A 17,171-nucleotide genomic window follows, 5' to 3' on the forward strand; every position below is an offset into this window, starting at 1 on the left:
GGAGAAGTCCTACGCGACGATGATGTCGTCACCGAGTCCGGACGACTCCTCTTCTTCTGTGTCGTCCTTGGACTCGTCAGATTTAGCCTCTTCGTCCTGCGCCGATTCCGATTCTGATTCCGATTTCGAGTCCGCGTCCGCCGTTTCCTGTGCCTGCTCCAGTTCGCGGATTCGCTGGTTCGCGTCCACGAGTTCCTCCGTCAGGCCACGAATCGTCGCTTCCAGTTCTTCCATTCGAGATTCGAGTGAGCCGATACGGTCGCGCTGGCTAGTCATATAACGTATGCGTGACGGTTTGCCTATAAATGTGCGTCAGACATGTGGCAGACTCCTGTGAAGTAAATCGCTCCGTCACAACCAATAGGACAGTAGGTCGAGCACCGACAACGTATCGACGGCGAATGCTCACGGAAACCGAAGCGGGACCGATTAGCTCGTTCCGTTCGTGAGAGGCGTCGTTGGAAGCGTCCCGTAGGCTTTTAACACTCACCCGACCAACCAGTCTGTAATGACTGCTCAGGCTGTCCAAGAGGGCGAACTCGTGGCCGTTATCGGCCTCGAAATCCACGTCCAATTGGAAACGGACACGAAGATCTTCTGCGGGTGTTCGACCGACCAAGACGACGCCGAACCAAACACCTACACCTGTCCGGTCTGTCTCGGGCTTCCGGGGGCGCTCCCGGTGTTGAACGAGGCGGCCGTGGAGTACGCCGTCAAGGTCGGCAAGGCCATCGACGCCGACATCCCCGAGGAGACGACCTTCCACCGGAAGAACTACTTCTACCCCGACCTCCCGAAGGGATTCCAGATTACCCAGTACGACGCGCCGATCTGTCAGGACGGCGAACTGGAGTTCAGCTTCGAGGGTGAAACCCGAACGGTCGGTATCCACCGCGCGCACCTCGAAGAGGACCCCGGCAGTCTCCGGCACGTTCGGGACGGAACGGGCGACATCGAAACCCGGACCGTCGGCATCGACCGCGCCGACTACACCCTCGTCAACTACAACCGCGCCGGGACGCCGCTGATGGAGATCGTCACCGAACCCGACTTCCGTGAACCCGGCGAAGTCGTCTCCTTCCTCGAAAAGTTGGAGGAAGTGCTCGAATACCTCGGCGTCTTCGACTCGACGCGGGACGGTAGCCTGCGCATCGACGCCAACCTGTCCATCATTCCCGAGGAGGACGTTGCGGACGACGGGTCGATTCCCGAGGACGTTCTCGCGGAGGCGAACCGGACCGAAGTCAAGAACATCTCGAGTCACAAAGGGGCCGAAAGCGCGCTGGCTTACGAGGAGAGCCGACAGAAGAACCTCATCCGCCGCGGAAAGGCCATCGAACAGGAAACGCGCCACTTCAACGAAACGCACGGTTCCACGGTTTCGATGCGCTCGAAGGAAGCAGAGAAGGACTACCGCTACTTCCGCGAAGAAGATCTACCGCCGCTCCAAGTGAGCGACTGGAAGCAAAAGCTCGAAATCCCGGAACTGCCGGACGCCCGCCGCGAGCGGTTCCGCGAGGAGTACGGCCTGAACAAGGAGGCCGCGAGCAAGCTCACGTCGAGCAAGCAGGTCGCTGACTTCTACGAAGACGTGGCCGAAGCGTTCGACCCCGACCTCGCCGCGGCGTGGGTCGCCGACAGCCTTCTCGGGGAACTCAACTACCGCGACATGGAGATCACGGACGTCGAGGAACGCCTCGGGGAGTTCAAGAACCTCATTCGACTGGTGGCCGAGGACGAGATTACGGCCAAGAACGCGGAAGAGACGGTTCTCCGAGAGATGCTGGACGATGGCGACGACCCGGAGACCATCATCGACCGCGAGGGACTCGGCAAGGCCGACTCGGGCGAAGTCGAGCAGGCCGTAACGGAAGCCATCGAGGAGAACCCGGACACGGTGGAGGATTACCACGCCGGGGAAGGTGGCGCTATCAACTTCCTCGTCGGACAGGTTATGCAGAAGACCGGCGGCAGCGCCGACCCCGGAAGCGTAAACGGCATGCTCCGCGAACGACTGGACGAGTAACGAACAGGCGACGTGGAAACGACCGCGAGGGGAGCGTCGCACACCCGCCTCGACCCCTTCGCGGCAATCGGCTACGGCATGTCGGCGGTTGGTCTCTTCTTTCGATTTAAACCTACGTGTGGTTCTCGGAGCAAGACATATGATTCGTGACCGGCCTGGGCGTTTTCGTCGCGACGTTCGTCGTCTATTCGCTTGAATACGCGATTCCGGGCGAATTGCCGCTGTTCATCGTGCCGTTGGCGATGACAGCCGAGCGTGGCGCGTCGGCTATAAAGTACGAGACGTTATCACATGGGTTCGCTACGGAACGGTATTGTTCGACAACAATAATATTGAGATTATTCGCCATGAAAAAATTAATTATGGAGAACGAAGAAGGGGTTATCGAATGTTCGATTGGCTAGCCAATACCATTCTCTCGTTCGTCGTGAAATACGGGTATTTGGCAGTCTTCATCTATTTGACGCTCGAAACGGCGTTCATCCTCCACTTCGCGCCGAGCGAAATCGTCGTCCCGTTCGCGGCCACGCAACTCGTCCACGACCCGATGTCATTCGGGTTCTTCGTCGCGGTTTCCACCGCCGGAGCGACCGCCGGGAGCCTCCTCGGGTACTACGCGTTCGGGAGGAACGGCAAGGCGGCGCTCGACCGGTACGGACACATCCTTCACGTCTCCGAGTCAGATTTGGAGCGAAGCCAACGCTGGTTCCGACGATGGGGCCGGAGTTCCGTTCTCTGGGGACGGATGCTTCCGTTGATGCGCGCCATCATCTCGATTCCGGCCGGAATCGCCGAGATGGACGTGCGGACCTTCACCGTCTACTCCGCGAGCGGTTCGCTGGTGTTCAACGTGTTTCTCACGTACCTCGTCTACGAGGGGTCCGGGGAAACCTCACCGCTCGACTGGGCAGTCACGACGATTTCGACCACGGTCACGCCGTATATCGAGGGAATCGGAGGAAACTGGGCCGTCATCGCGGGCATCGGCGTCGTCCTCGCGGTTGGAACCGCGGGCGTCTGGCTTGCTCGTGAACACCTCATCCGAGAAATCGCCTCACAACGGTGAAGGCGCGCCCGATTCGCCCGCTTTTGTCCGGCCGGAAGCACCGCCGAGGACGGTCGGATACTCCGTCCTGGCAATTTTATTTCTGGAATTTGGAGAAAAATATATTTCTCTGTAGACTCGCCAGATAATTGCAGATGCCATCCAGACGCAACATACTAAAGAAAGTCGGTGCGACGGGAACGGCGGCGGTGACCATTAGCGGCCTCTCGGGGTCCGCGGCGGCGACGCCCGGTTCCATCCCGTCGAACTATCTGACCGAGTACCAGCAGACGGGAAGCGACTACGGAATCGACTGGACGTATCTCGCTGGCGTCGGCTGGATCGAGACCCAACACGGCCAGTACGAGGCGGGGTGTGACACCTCGTCCGCCGGGGCGAAAGGCCCGATGCAGTTCATGCCCTCGACGTGGGACTACTACGGCATCGACGGGAACGGCGACGGCGTGGCCGACATCTGTGACTATCAGGACGCGATTCCGGCCGCCGCCTACTACCTGACCGACAGCGGCGCGCCCGGCGACTGGGACAGCGCGCTCTACGCCTACAACCACAGCTGGTCGTACGTCAGCGACGTGAAGGACGCCGCGGCGTACTACCGCGACACCTACGGCGGCGGCAGTGGCGGTGACAAATTCGTCGATGGCGACCGAGTAACGCCGACGGTCGATCTGAACACGCGGGAGCAGCCGGGAACCGGTCAGCCAATCGTCGCAACCATCTCACCCGGCGAGGTCGGCGAAATCATGAACGGTCCGACGGACAAAGGCGGCTACACGTGGTGGGGCGTCCACTGGCTCGACCGAGGCGTGTGGGGCTGGTCGGTCGAGCGGTATCTCACCGACGCGTGAGGATTCGAAGCACCGTGCCCGTTTTTTGTTGACCGTGCCGACGTTCCGACCGCTCAGTCCGCGGTCGTCGGTTGTCGTTCCTCGTCCCCCAACACGCCCTGTCGCCACGTGCCGAGGCTGAACCAGAGGACGCCGATGACGAACGACCCGATGGCCGAAATCGACCACGCCCACCAGAGACCGTTGACGCCCCACGCGAGCCCGGAGAGGGTGAGCGGACCGAGTTGCAGCGTCCACTGGTAGGCGAGCAGTATCGCGACGGGAATCCGAAGCATCCAGCGCGAGAGGAACGAGAGCGCCATCGCGACTCCGGTGTTCCCCGCGCCGCGGAACCCGCCCTGAATCACCATCAGCCCGCCGAAGAAGGCGAGAAACGGCCCGATGACTTCGAGGAAGTGAGTGCCGACGCGGACCACCTCTGGGTCGTCCGTGAACACGCTGATGGCGACGTCGGGAAAGAGCACCATCAATCCGCCAGCGCCGAACAGCACCACTAACGTTCCGATGGTCGCCTTCCGCGTCACCTCGGCTGCGCGGTCGGGCGTCTCCGCACCGAGGTTCTGACCGACGCCGGTCGCGGCGGCCTGTCCGACCGCCCCCGAAACCGTCCACGAAACGGACATCATTCGAACGCCGACGCCGTAGGCGGCGGTTGGCACCGGTCCGAACCGAGCGACCAACGCGGCCATCGCCACGGCGGCGAAACTCCGCGCCGCACCGTCGATGGTCGCAGGATAGCCGACCGTGACGAGTCGTTTCAGCACCGGCCAGTCGGGGCGGAGGTCGTCGAGTCGAAGTCGGATCCCCCAGTCCCCCTGCAGGAGGACGTACACGCCGACGACGGCGGCGAACACGCGAGCGACGAGCGTGGCGACCGCCGCACCTTGCGTTCCCATGGGGTCGAACGGGCCGTAGCCGAGGATGAGTATCGGGTCGAGGACGACGTTCATCCCGGCGGAGATAACCATCAACCACATCGCGGTTCGAGTGTCGCCAGCGCCGCGGAGAACCGCCCTGAAGACGAAAAACAGGAACGTGAACGGGATGGAGATGAACAGGACTTCGATGTACTGGAGCGCCTGCACGTAGACCGGCCCTTCCGCACCGACGAGCGTGAGGAGTTGCGAGCGAAACGCGTAGCCGAACGCGGCGAGGACGACCCCGGCGAGGACGGTGAGGAGGGTCGTCTGTGCGACCACGTTGTCCGCGGCCCGGTCGTCACCGGCGCCGATATGCTGTGACACCAGCGCGACCGACGACGCGGTGAGTCCCATCGCGAGCGAGACGAACAGCCACGAGGTCGGGAACATGAGCGAGACGGCCGCGACCGCGTTGGTGCCGACCCGGCCGACCCAGAACATGTCCGCGAGGTTGTAAAACGTCTGGAGGAGGTTACCGACGACCAGGGGCCACGCCAGCGCCACCAGTTTCGGCGTGATGGCACCGTCGGTCATATCGACGCGTCCTGTAGGTCGCCCGGACATAAACGTTTCAGAGCAACGGTCGAATGGTTCTTAAACGAACGTATCCCGTCCGCTCTCTGCCGGTTTCTCGTGAGTACAGACTACTGAATCTCGCGGAGGACGTGTTGAAACTCGCGGTGGTCGTCGACTTCGAGGGACGAGTCGAGACTGCGGCGGACGGACTCGATTTCCGTTTCGAGCGAAACGAACTCGTCGTTCTCTTGCAGGTCGTCGTAGGAATGTTCCGCCAAGAGGTTGGCGTGCGTCGAAACGAGCGAATAGTAGTGGGTCAACGTCTCCGCGTACTGTGCCCGACTGTACAGCGCCTCGACCGTCCGTCGAATGGTATCGCCATCGACTGGTTTCGTGATGTACTCGTCGAACGACATGTCGATGATATCGTAGTCGGGTGCCACCGCGGTGATCATGGCGACGCGACAGTCGTACGCTTGTGCACGAATGCGTTCGAGGACTTTGGAGCCGCTCAACGTCGGCATTTTCCGGTCGAGAAGAACCACATCGATCTCCTCTCCTCGCCGGTCGAGCACTGTAAGGGCCTCCTGTCCATCGTGTGCAACGTGTGTCCGATGCGCGGCGAGCCACTCCTCGTAGAGCGTGGTCACCTCCACCTCATCGTCCACGATTAGCACACCGATATTCCCATCTGCATTCATATTCTAACCGTGTGGTGGTAGAGATAATCAATCAGATGCACATATATCTTTGGTTTCTTAGATTACAGCTCTGGAACATTCCCGAAAGCGAAGTGACCGTTCATGTGAGTGGAGCGTCCGCTGACAGTTGCGGGAACGAGAGGATGGCCACCGTGCCGCACGGATTCGCGTCTTCGAACCACACCGAACCGTCGTACTGCTCCATCATCACCGAGACGAAGTAGAGACCGAACCCGATGGAACCGGTCGATTCGGACGTAACGTTGCGGTCGAAGACCCGCGTTTTCATCTCCTCCGAAATTCCCGGTCCGTCGTCCTCGATTTCGACGCGGACAGTCTCCTCCGACCGCCGTGTCCGAATCACGAGCGACGGGTCGTCGCGGTCGTGATGTTCGATGGCGTTCAGGAGCACGTTTTCGACGACCTCGCCGAGCAGTTCGTTGCCGGAGACGGCCAATCCGTCCTCGATGTCGGCGTCGATACTCACGTTCGGGTACGTGTTCCGGACCTTCGTCACCCGCCTCGACAGCGCGTCGGAAAGGGACACGGATTCCAACGATACCGACTCGGAGTCCGTAACGGTCTGACTGACGGACCGCACCTTCTCCGTCAGTTGCCCGATATCCTCGCTCCAGTTACGGACCGTCTCGAAATACGACTCCCCGGTCGCCGCGACGTGAGGTTCGAGGAGTTCGAGATTGCCGTTGACGACCGTAATGCCGTTCAGAATATCGTGACGCAAGACGCCGTTGAAGAACTCTATCTGCTCGGTTCGTTCTTCGACCATCGCTTGACTCTCCCGAAGGTCGCGTTCGCGTTGTGCGCGGTCGAGGGCCGTCTCCGTCGTGCTCGCCAGGATACGGGCGAATCGGCGGTCGTTCTCGGTGAACGTCCGTTTTCGGGTGTCGCTTCCGACCGCGAGGACGCCGTGTTCGCCGAGCGGCAGCGACAACAGACATCCGAGGGGGAGATACCCGTACGGCGGCTTCGAGAGTTGCTCGACCGATTCGTACACGACCGGCGTTCCGGATTCGAACACCGACCACATCGATTCGGCATCGCGCGAGAACGTCAGTTCACCGTCGAGACCGTCTCGCATGAGGTCGGTCATCGCAACCGACCGAAGGACCGCCCCGTCGTCTTCCGGGAAGAAGATGGACGAATAGGGGTGGTCCAACACCTCGTCGGCGGTTTGCACTGCGATTTCGGCGATCTCCTCCGGTCGCTCCGCGTTCATGAATCGCCGGGTCGCGGATTGAAGCGCGCGGAGCGTCTCTTCCCGCCGTTTCTGGCTCGTTATCTCGCGGAGGACGAATATGTCGCCGCGATGTGCGTCGTGGTGATCGCGTATCGGCGTCGAGCGAGGGTCGTAGATGGGCGTTTCCCCGACGGAACCGCCGTCCGCCAGCACCGAAGGCGGGGAAAACGGTTCGTCGCTCGAAACGGCGTCCAACAGCCCCGGAACGACCGATTCGAGGTCACGGCCGACGATGGTGTCGCCGTCGAACAACGGCTTCGCCGCCGGGTTGTACTCGACGATTCGCTCGTCCGCGACGACGATAACGGGGTCGTCCATCTCGGACAGGACGACCTCGGAGGCGAGCGGCGCGACGTTCAGAAAGTCGTACCGAAAGAGCGCGAGACAGTCTAAGATGGCGCTGGCGGCGAAGAAAACGGGGGCCAAGCCGAACGCGATGTTCAGGTCGACGAAGGAGAAAACGGCGGTCCCGACGAGGGGGAGCAGTCCCGCGAGGATGATGGCGACCGTCTGTTTTCGATAGAGTCGGTCGGCTTGGACCAAGAACGCGGTGAAAAATCCGAATCCGGTGACGAGGACGACGAACAGGTAGACGAGATGGAAGTAGAACGACGGCGTGTGGACGACCGACAGGGCGGTGAGACCGTCGCTCGTCACCAGCGCGGCGCTGTCGTTCGCAAAGCCGTGGTGGGGGCTCGATAACGAACCGACGGTGTAGAGGACCGGTTCCGCCCAAATGAGCGGCAACGTCTTGCGCGAGACCCAATCGTCCCGACCGGTGTATTCGAGCGCGAAGGTCAACCAGAGGACGGGGATGGCGGTGACGCAAACCCCGATGAGCGTCGTCCAGAGACGGGCGCGAGCGAGCGACGTACTCGTCAGTAGGAGGAGGGAAAAAACGCACCACCCGGCGACGGCGAGGATGAGCGAGGAAAAGAGCGTCGCCCCGGGAACGTCCCGATTCGACCACGCGTGTCGCGCGAGGACGAAGCCGACACCGCCACCGAGGGCGGTACCAGTGAGGACGACACCGCCACCGAACGTTATCGAACCGAACATATCAGAGCATGTTTTTGTACAGGTCTTCGACACATAGCAGTTTCTTCCATTATCACCCCAGATAATCGGGGGAACATCGGGGGTTCCCGTGGAATCCTACTTTCTTTCGTTGGCGAAACGTTTACCAGCGCCATGGCCGTAGCCGAGGGCGATGACCGACGCGAACCGGGGTGGTGCGTAAGTGGAACTCATCATCACCGAGAAGGACAACGCCGCACGTCGAATCGCCGACATACTCTCCGGCGAGAGTGCGGAGGCCGACCGACAGAACGGCGTCAACGTCTACAAGTGGGGCGGGAAGCGCTGCATCGGTTTGTCGGGCCACGTCGTCGGAGTGGATTTTCCACCCGAGTACAACGACTGGCGCGACGTGGAACCGGTAGAACTCATCGACGCGAGCGTCGAGAAACAGCCGACGAAGGAGAACATCGTTCGGACGCTCCGCCTGCTCGCGCGTGATGCGAGTCGGGTGACGATTGCGACGGACTACGACCGCGAGGGCGAACTCATCGGGAAGGAAGCGTGGGAACTCGTCCGCGAGGTGAACGAGGACGTGCCCATCCAGCGCGTTCGGTTCTCCTCGATTACCAAAAACGAGGTCTCCTCGGCCTTCGAGAACCCGGACGAACTCGACTTCGATCTGGCGGCCGCGGGCGAAGCCCGCCAGATAATCGACCTCATCTGGGGGGCAGCGCTGACGCGATTTCTCTCGCTCTCGGCGCGACAACTCGGCAACGACTTCATCAGCGTCGGGCGGGTCCAAAGTCCCACGCTGAAGCTCATCGTGGACCGGGAACGCGAGATTCAGGCGTTCGACCCCGAGGAGTACTGGGAGATGTTCGCCGACCTGCAGAAGGACGACGAGGCGTTCGAATCGCAGTACTTCTACCGCGACGAGGACGGCAACGAGGCGGAACGCGTCTGGGACGAAGAGACGGCCGAGAAGGCGTACGAAACCCTCGAATCGGCCACGCAGGCGACGGTCGATAGCGTCTCTCGGCGGACGCGAACCGACAGCCCGCCCGCGCCGTTCAACACGACGCAGTTCATTCGCGCGGCGGGGAGCCTCGGCTACTCCGCCCAGCGCGCGATGAGCATCGCGGAGGACCTCTACACCGCCGGGTACATCACGTACCCGCGGACCGACAACACCGTCTACCCGGACGATTTGGACCCCGAGGAACTGCTCGATACGTTCGTCGGAAACTACCACTTCGGCGACGACGCGGACGGCCTGCTCGAACAGGACGACATCGAACCGACCGAGGGCGACGAGGAGACGACCGACCACCCGCCGATTCATCCGACCGAGGACATCCCGACGAAGGGCGAGTTGGGCGACGACGAGTGGGACGTGTACGAACTCGTGGTTCGACGCTTCTTCGCCACCGTCGCCGAGTCGGCGAAGTGGGAACACCTCAAGGTGGTCTCCACGGTGGGCGACCTGACCCTCAAGGCCAACGGAAAGCGCCTCCTCAAAGAGGGCTACCACGCCGTCTACCCGTACTTCAACACCAGCGAGAACTACGTGCCGAACGTGGAGGAAGGGGAAGACCTGTCCATCATCGACACGCGAATCGAGGACAAACAGACCCAACCGCCGCGCCGGTACGGTCAGTCGCGGCTCATCGAGAAGATGGAGAAGATGGGCATCGGGACGAAATCGACCCGCCACAACACCATCCAGAAGCTCTACGACCGGGGCTACCTCGAAAGCGACCCGCCGCGGCCGACCCGCCTCGCGCAGGCGGTCGTGAAGGCCGCGGAGGATTACGCCGACCTCGTGGTGAGCGAGACGATGACCCGCGAACTCGAAGAGGACATGACCGCCATCGCGGAGGGAGAAGCGGACTTGGAGGACGTGGCCGATTCGTCGCGCGAAATCCTCGCAACGGTGTTCGACGACTTGGAGGAGTCGCGCGAGGAAATCGGCAAACAGCTCCAACAGTCGCTGAAGGAGGACAAGACGCTGGGGCCGTGTCCCGAGTGCGGAGAGGACCTGCTCGTGCGCCAGAGCAGGCGCGGGTCGTACTTCGTCGGCTGTGACGGGTATCCCGACTGCACATACACGCTCCCGCTGCCGAACAAGGGCAAACCGCTCATCCTGGACGAGACGTGCGAAGACCACGACCTCCGCGAGGTGAAGATACTCGCCGGACGAAGCACCTTCGTCCACGGCTGTCCGCTCTGCAAGGCGGAGGAGGCCGAGGAAGCCGAAGACCGGATCATCGGGGAGTGTCCCCAGTGTGGGGAAGGCGCTGGGTCGGAGAGCCAGCGAGACGAAGGCGGTGAAACCGCCGAAGAACACGGCGGCGAACTCGCCATCAAAAAGCTCCAGACCGGTTCCCGACTCGTCGGCTGTACGCGCTATCCCGACTGTGACTACTCGCTGCCGCTCCCCCGCCGGGGCGAAATCGAAGTGACCGACGAGCGGTGCGAGGAACACGACCTTCCCGAACTCGTCATCCACAACGACACCGAGCAAAGCTCGGCTGGCCAATCGGACGAGTCCGATGACGGGGACGAACCGTGGGAACTCGGCTGTCCCATCTGCAACTACGAGGAGTTCAAACAGCGCGAACGCAAGAGCGGGCTCGAAGTCATCGACGGCATCGGTGCGAAGACCGCCGAAAAGCTCGCCGAGGCCGGTATCGACACCATCGACGACCTGAAAGACGCCGAGGCCGAGACGGTTGCCGAGCAGGTCAACGGCGTCAGCGAAGATAGACTGCGAAACTGGCAGGCGAAAGCGGACTGATTCGTCCCCCCCTCATCTACATCACGAATCGTGCACGGCGTCCGCATTATGCCAGAATCAGCAGTGACACAACCACCAGTAACTCGCATTTTCACAACCACCGGAAACAGCCGATGAAAAACCGCGGAGACCAGTCTTCTTTCCGGAAAATCTTCGATTTTCCGGGCCGACGACTGAATGGAGCCGAACGACTCACCCAGCGAGTCGTTCGGGAAAATAAAGGAGGAGTGTCTTCGTGAGCGGAGCGAACGAAGGCCAGGAAGTCGCAGCCCGCGGAGCGAAGCGAGCAGGAACGTCTTCTGCTGCTTTTGGTCGAGCTTTTACAGGGAGCCGGTCGGCGGGACGACAGCGGTTGTCGTCCCGCCGACCCGCGAGCGTCGTAAAAGGTCGTTTCGAAGCTGTTTTAGCCGGGAGTTTTGAAAGGAACCCTATGACTGCGCCATGGGACGACTGGGACCATATAACTAAACTCGATCCGGACAAGAGCCTCGCGGATGGCGATACGTTCGCCGACGTGTGCGCGACGGGGACGGACGCGCTCGAAATCGGTGGCACGTTGGATATGACACAGGATAAGATGCAGCGGGTCATCGACGCCTGTGCCGAGTACGACGTGCCGCTCTATCAAGAGCCTAGTAACCCGGCCGTGGTCGTGGAGAGCGACGCGCTGGACGGCTATCTCGTCCCGACCGTGCTGAACACGCGAGACGTGGCGTGGATAGCCGGACTCCACAAGGAGTGGATTCGGATGGCGGACGTGGACTGGTCGGAGACGCACACGGAGGGCTACATCATCCTGAACCCCGAGGCGAGCGTCGCGGAATACGCCGACGCCGATTGTGACCAGACGCCGGAGGACGTGGCGGCCTACGCCGAACTCGCGGAGAAGATGCTCGGCCAGCAGATAATTTACATCGAGTGCTCGGGTACGTTCGGCGACCCGAAAACCGTGAAGATGGCACAGGAAGCGTTGGACGAGGCGACGCTGTTCTACGGCGGCGGCATCCGCGACTACGAATCGGCGAACACGATGGCGGCGCACGCCGATATCGTGGTCGTCGGCGACCTCGTGCACGACGAGGGCGTCGAGGCCGTCCGCGAGACGGTCGAAGGTGCGAAAGACGCGAAGAAGGCGCGCGCGGAATCGGCGTAAGGAGCTTCGACGTACGAGAGTTCGTTTTCCGTCGGTCATTCGGAGTAGTGGCGACGCTGGGGTAAAGCGCCGCCAATTGTGAGTAGAGACGGTGATTGTGAGTGGAAACGACGCAAATAACCAAAAAAAAGCGCTGACGGACGTGAATAAGAGATTCGAATATTCATGAACAGAATATTCATATATTCATAGAGCGGATATACGGTCGGGATACACATGTCCGCACTCGAAACGGTCGGTCTGACGAAGTACTACGGAGAGACGCGGGGTATCGAAGACCTGACGCTCTCCGTCGAATCGGGCGAGGTGTTCGGCTACCTCGGACCGAACGGAGCCGGGAAGACGACGACGATTCGGACGCTGCTCGGATTCATCGCCCCGACGGACGGGGAGGCGACGGTGCTCGGGTACGACGTGCGCGACGAGCGTGCGCTCATCGAAGCGAAAAAACGCATCGGCTACCTGCCGAGCGACCCCGGATTCGACGAGGGCGCGACCGGAACGCAGTTCCTCGACTACCAAGCGTCGCTGAAGGGCGACGACCGACGGGAGGAACTGCTCGAACTCTTCGACGCCCCGGTCGAGCGGACCATCGAGGAGTACTCGCGGGGGAACAAACAGAAACTCGCCATCGTCTCGGCGTTCATGCACGACCCCGACCTCGTTATCATGGACGAACCGACCTCGGGCCTCGACCCGCTGATGCAGGAGCGATTCTACGACTTCCTCGAAGACGAGCAGGAGCGCGGAGTGACGTTCTTCTTTTCGAGTCACATCCTGAGCGAGGTTCGGAAGGTCTGTGACCGCGTGGGCATCATCCGCGACGGAAAGCTCGTCACGACCGAGGACGTCGAGACGCTCCTCGACCGGAACGGCAAGCGCGTGCGGCTTCGAACGAACGAACCAGTGGCCCGCGAGGAGTTCGAGTTCGCGGGCGTCCACGACCTCGTGCTCGACGGCGCGGTGCAGTTCACCTACACGGGGGAGTACGACGTGCTCTTGGACCGTCTCTCCGACTATCACGTCGTAGACGTCGATATCGAAGAGGCACCGCTCGACGAGGTGTTCATGCGGTTCTACGGCGGCGAAGCGAGCACCGACGAGGCGGGTGAAGTTTCCGCGAGCGAGGGAGGTGAAGTCGATGCTTGAAATCGCGCGCTACGAGTCCTCGCGGCGGGTCAAGGGAGCGGTCGCGTTGGCGGTGCTCCTCGGCGTGATGTCGATACTGTTCGTCGCCCTGTTCCCGTCCATCAAGTCCTCGGGGGCGAACATCGACGCGTACTGGAACAACCTCCCCCCGGCGATGAAGGCGGCCTTCGGCGCGTCGGGAGCGGGGTTCTCGCTGACGACGATGGAGGGATTCCTCGCCGTCGAACTGTACCAGTTCTTCTGGTTGCTCCTGCTCGGCGTCTACGTGGCGTACCTCGCCGGGAGCCTCATCGCCGGTGACGTGGAGCGCGACCGGATGGACATGCTCCTCGCCACTCCCGTCTCGCGTTCGAAGGTGCTGGTCGAGAAGTTCGCCTCGTTGCTCCCCACGCTCGTCATCCTCAACGTCATCGTGGGCATCGTGGTGTACGGGAGCGTCGTCGCCGTCGGCGAGTCGGTGTCGCTGAGCGATTTGGCCGTCGTGCACCTGCTCTCGATTCCCTACCTGCTCGCCTGTGGCGGCATCGGACTCTTGCTGTCGGTGCTGTTCGACCGGGAGGACATCGCCCAGCGCGGGGGACTCGGGGCGGTGTTCGCGCTGTTCCTGCTCAACTCCGTCGGCGAATCGGCGGATATGGGCTGGCTCGGAGCCCTCAGCCCGATGCACTACTACGACCCGACCGCCATCCTCGTCTCCGGGTCCTACGACTGGACGGGGGCGGGAATCCTGCTCGTCGGAATCGCGGCGTTGGTGTCCGTGAGCCTCGTCATCTTCCAACGGAAAGACATCGCATGAAGGGATTTGACGACGCTGAGCGCGAGCGGATACGGGACCAGCTGATGGAGACGGGGACCGACCTGTTCGCTCGGTACGGGGTGAAAAAGACCACCATCTCCGACCTCACGGATCCGGTCGGAATCGCCAACGGGACGTTTTATCGGTTTTTCGACTCCAAGGAGGCGCTCTACTTCGAAATTCTGCAACGCGAGGGGCACGAGACGGCCGACGACCTCATCGCCAACTCGTTCGAGACGGAAGACGACCCCGAGCGCGCGATTCGGCGATTCATGACGCTGTTGGCCGATGAGATGGAGGAGAACCCGCTGTTCGAACGGTTGGTCGCGGGCGACGAGTGGGAAACCGTCTTGCGGACGATGGACGGCATCTCAAAGGAGGAGTACGAATCGATGCGTGCCGCGTCGTTCGCCCACCTCCTCCCGTACGTCGAAGCGTGGCAGGCCGAGGGGAGCGTCCGCGACGGCGACCCGGCCGCCATCGTGGGCGTGATGGGGTCGGTGAAATTCCTCACGGCGTACCGGGAACAACTCGGCGAGGAATACTACCCGGTCATGCGCGACACGTTCGTCGAGACAGTCGCCGCCGGGTTGACGCGCCCGACGGGGGAAAACGAACGCGTTTAAGCACGCCCCGGGAGAATTGGGCCGTATGCAGAACCGAACCTACACCGCGGATGCCGAACCCGGCGAGACCGTCACGGTCGCCGGCTGGGTCCACGAAATCCGCGACCTCGGCGGTATCGCGTTCCTCATCGTCCGCGACACGACGGGGAGGATTCAGGTCAAGTTCGAGAAAGACGACATGGACGAGGAGCTCGTCGAGACCGGCCTCGGCGTCAACCGCGAGAGCGTCGTCGAAATCACGGGCGACGTGAAAGAAGAACCGCGCGCGCCGACAGACGTCGAAATCGTCCCGACGGACGTGGCGGTCATCGCGGAGGCCGAACCGGAACTCCCGCTCGACCCCAGCGGCAAGGTCGATGCCGACCTCTCGACGCGTCTCGACAACCGAACGCTCGACGCGCGCAAAGAAGATGTCGAGGCCGTGTTCAAGATTCGCGGCGAAGTGCTCCGCGCCGTGCGCGAGAAATTCCGCGACCTCGGTTGCAGCGAAATCAACACGCCGAAAATCGTGGCGACGGGGACGGAGGGCGGAACGGAACTGTTCCCCATCACCTACTTCGGCGAGGAGGCGTTCATGAACCAGTCGCCGCAGCTGTTCAAACAGCTCATGGTCGGTTCGGGTCTCGAACGCGTCTTCGAAATCGGTCCCATCTTCCGCGCGGAAGAGCACAACACGCCGCGCCACCTGAACGAGGCGACCAGCATCGACTTCGAGAGCGCCTTTTACGACCACAACGAGGCGATGGACGCCTGCGAAGCGGTCGTCAAGGCCGCCTACGAGGGCGTCGCCGAGAACTGCCAGGACGAACTCGACGCGCTCGACATCGACTTCGAAGTACCCGAGGGCGACTTCCCGCGACTCACCTACGAGGAGGCCATCGAGCGCATCAACGCCACCGGCGAACTCGACGAGATGCTCGTCTGGGGCGACGACCTGCCGACCGAGGGCGAGAAGGCGCTCGGCGAGGACGTGGGCACCCACTACTTCATCACCGACTGGCCCAGCGAAATCAAGCCGTTCTACATCAAGGACCACGACGACGACGAGGAGCTTTCGACCGGTTTCGACATGATGCATCCGCGCATGGAACTCGTCTCCGGCGGCCAGCGTGAACACCGATACGACCGCCTCGTCGAAGGCTTCGAACAGCAGGGGCTGGACCCCGAGGCGTTCGACTACTACACGAAGATGTTCAAATACGGCATGCCGCCGCACGCCGGGTGGGGTCTCGGCGGCGAGCGTCTCATCATGACGATGCTCGGGTTGGACAACATTCGAGAGGCTGTTCTGTTCCCGCGAGACAGACAGCGGTTGAGTCCGTAGACGAAACCGCTGTCTTCGAGCAGAATCGTGGACGGCATCTTCGCGCGAACAAAACCGCCGAATGACGACGACGAATTTTAACCGTTATACGCTGTCGCCCGAAAGCGGGGGTATGAGCGACGAGGTTGGTCGCGCGTTCGTTCCCGGCCACATCACGGGGTTTTTCAGCATTCACGAGGCCGACGACCCCGAACGGGCGGGGTCTCGCGGGGCGGGGCTGACGCTTTCGGAGGGAGTCACCGTGACCGTCGAACCGGCCGCGGAGACGAGTATCGAACTGAACGGCGAGTTCGCGGCCGTCGAATCCGGGCGACGCGTGTTGGACGAACTGGACGAGACGGCACGCATTTCGGCCGAGACGACCCTCCCGCTCGGTTCGGGGTTCGGCGTCTCGGGCGCGGTCGCGCTCGGAACCGCGTACGCCGCGAACGACGTCTTCGGCGACGGACGCTCCGAGAACGAACTCGTGACGCTCGCGCACAAGGCGGAGGTCGCAGCGGGAACCGGACTCGGCGACGTGGTGGCACAGGCGCGCGGCGGAATCCCCATCCGACTCGAACCCGGCGGACCCGAACACAACCGTCTCGACGGCGTGCCGACGCGGGCGACCGTCGAGTATCTCTCGCTCGGTGAACTGTCCACCGCCGAGGTGCTCTCGGGGAGCACGAACCGACTCTCGCGGGCGGGCGTGGACGCGCTCGTCGCGTTGGTGAACCAACCGACGCTGCAGACGTTCATGGCAGAATCGAACGCCTTCGCGGAACGGACCGGCCTGCTCACCGACGAGGTTCGGGCGGTCATCGACGACGTTCACGCGGCGGGTGGGTACGCCTCGATGGCGATGCTGGGTGAAACCGTCTTCGCGCTCGATACGGGCCTCTCCGATGCGGGGTACGACGCACACGCCTGCAAAACGCACCACGCCGGAGCGACGGTGCTCGAATAGGCGTTCGGAATCGAATCACGGCTGT

The 17,171-nt window shown here is 62.2% G+C and carries 15 protein-coding genes; 11 read left to right on the forward strand and 4 right to left on the reverse strand.

Going from position 1 to position 17,171, the window contains the following annotated elements; genetic code table 11:
* Window positions 1-9: 9 nt before the first annotated feature.
* The gene (locus OPC11_RS10255) at window positions 10-276 is read right to left on the reverse strand and encodes a hypothetical protein (RefSeq protein WP_232423799.1); all 267 of its coding nucleotides are present in this window, start codon (window positions 274-276) and stop codon (window positions 10-12) included.
* Window positions 277-508: 232 nt separating this feature from the next.
* Here OPC11_RS10255 and gatB point away from each other — a divergent pair, with 232 nt between their 5' ends.
* The 4 genes from gatB to OPC11_RS10275 all read left to right on the forward strand — a co-directional run bounded on the left by gatB (window position 509) and on the right by OPC11_RS10275 (window position 3,940).
* Window positions 509-2,026 carry an Asp-tRNA(Asn)/Glu-tRNA(Gln) amidotransferase subunit GatB gene (gene gatB, locus OPC11_RS10260; protein ID WP_007979582.1) on the forward strand — a complete coding sequence of 506 codons (1,518 nt, stop codon included), beginning with the start codon at window positions 509-511 and terminating at the stop codon, window positions 2,024-2,026.
* Window positions 2,027-2,172: 146 nt separating this feature from the next.
* Window positions 2,173-2,430: a hypothetical protein gene (locus OPC11_RS10265; RefSeq protein ID WP_264781811.1), complete on the forward strand. Its 258-nt coding sequence runs from the start codon at window positions 2,173-2,175 to the stop codon at window positions 2,428-2,430.
* Window positions 2,415-3,092: a DedA family protein gene (locus OPC11_RS10270; RefSeq protein WP_007979586.1), complete on the forward strand. Its 678-nt coding sequence runs from the start codon at window positions 2,415-2,417 to the stop codon at window positions 3,090-3,092. Before OPC11_RS10265 ends, OPC11_RS10270 begins: the two co-directional genes overlap by 16 nt.
* 134 nt (window positions 3,093-3,226) lie before the next feature.
* Entirely contained in the window at window positions 3,227-3,940 is a 714-nt protein-coding gene (locus OPC11_RS10275; protein WP_007979587.1) for a lytic transglycosylase domain-containing protein, read from the forward strand.
* A 53-nt stretch (window positions 3,941-3,993) separates the two neighbouring features.
* Here OPC11_RS10275 and OPC11_RS10280 read toward each other — a convergent pair whose 3' ends face one another.
* The 3 genes from OPC11_RS10280 to OPC11_RS10290 form a co-directional block, all read right to left on the reverse strand.
* Window positions 3,994-5,394 (reverse strand): MATE family efflux transporter, encoded by a 1,401-nt coding sequence (locus tag OPC11_RS10280; RefSeq protein ID WP_264781812.1) that lies wholly within the window; start codon window positions 5,392-5,394, stop codon window positions 3,994-3,996.
* A 110-nt stretch (window positions 5,395-5,504) separates the two neighbouring features.
* Window positions 5,505-6,044, reverse strand: coding sequence for a HalX domain-containing protein (locus OPC11_RS10285; protein WP_007979589.1), 540 nt, complete (start codon window positions 6,042-6,044; stop codon window positions 5,505-5,507).
* Window positions 6,045-6,177: 133 nt separating this feature from the next.
* The gene (locus OPC11_RS10290; protein WP_264781813.1) at window positions 6,178-8,394 is read right to left on the reverse strand and encodes a histidine kinase N-terminal 7TM domain-containing protein; all 2,217 of its coding nucleotides are present in this window, start codon (window positions 8,392-8,394) and stop codon (window positions 6,178-6,180) included.
* Between the two features lie 181 nt (window positions 8,395-8,575).
* On the opposite strand from OPC11_RS10290, the gene OPC11_RS10295 reads away from it, so the two are divergent.
* From OPC11_RS10295 to OPC11_RS10325, 7 genes are all read left to right on the forward strand, one after another.
* Window positions 8,576-11,152, forward strand: coding sequence for a DNA topoisomerase I (locus tag OPC11_RS10295; protein WP_264781814.1), 2,577 nt, complete (start codon window positions 8,576-8,578; stop codon window positions 11,150-11,152).
* 430 nt (window positions 11,153-11,582) lie between these two features.
* The gene (locus tag OPC11_RS10300; RefSeq protein ID WP_007979592.1) at window positions 11,583-12,305 is read left to right on the forward strand and encodes a phosphoglycerol geranylgeranyltransferase; all 723 of its coding nucleotides are present in this window, start codon (window positions 11,583-11,585) and stop codon (window positions 12,303-12,305) included.
* 216 nt (window positions 12,306-12,521) lie between these two features.
* On the forward strand, window positions 12,522-13,454 hold the full coding sequence (locus OPC11_RS10305) for an ABC transporter ATP-binding protein (protein WP_264781815.1): 933 nt from the start codon (window positions 12,522-12,524) through the stop codon (window positions 13,452-13,454).
* Complete coding sequence (locus OPC11_RS10310) at window positions 13,447-14,250, forward strand: ABC transporter permease (RefSeq protein ID WP_264781816.1); 804 nt, start codon at window positions 13,447-13,449, stop codon at window positions 14,248-14,250. The genes OPC11_RS10305 and OPC11_RS10310 overlap by 8 nt, the downstream gene beginning before the upstream one ends.
* The gene (locus OPC11_RS10315; protein WP_018128924.1) at window positions 14,247-14,876 is read left to right on the forward strand and encodes a TetR/AcrR family transcriptional regulator; all 630 of its coding nucleotides are present in this window, start codon (window positions 14,247-14,249) and stop codon (window positions 14,874-14,876) included. The genes OPC11_RS10310 and OPC11_RS10315 overlap by 4 nt, the downstream gene beginning before the upstream one ends.
* Window positions 14,877-14,901: 25 nt before the next feature.
* Entirely contained in the window at window positions 14,902-16,200 is a 1,299-nt protein-coding gene (gene aspS / locus OPC11_RS10320; RefSeq protein ID WP_264781817.1) for an aspartate--tRNA(Asn) ligase, read from the forward strand.
* 112 nt (window positions 16,201-16,312) lie between these two features.
* On the forward strand, window positions 16,313-17,146 hold the full coding sequence (locus tag OPC11_RS10325; RefSeq protein WP_264781818.1) for a pantoate kinase: 834 nt from the start codon (window positions 16,313-16,315) through the stop codon (window positions 17,144-17,146).
* The last annotated feature ends 25 nt before the right edge of the window (window positions 17,147-17,171 follow it).

It is taken from the genome of Haladaptatus sp. T7, assembly GCF_026008575.1.
Taxonomy (GTDB): Archaea; Halobacteriota; Halobacteria; order Halobacteriales; family Haladaptataceae; genus Haladaptatus; species Haladaptatus paucihalophilus.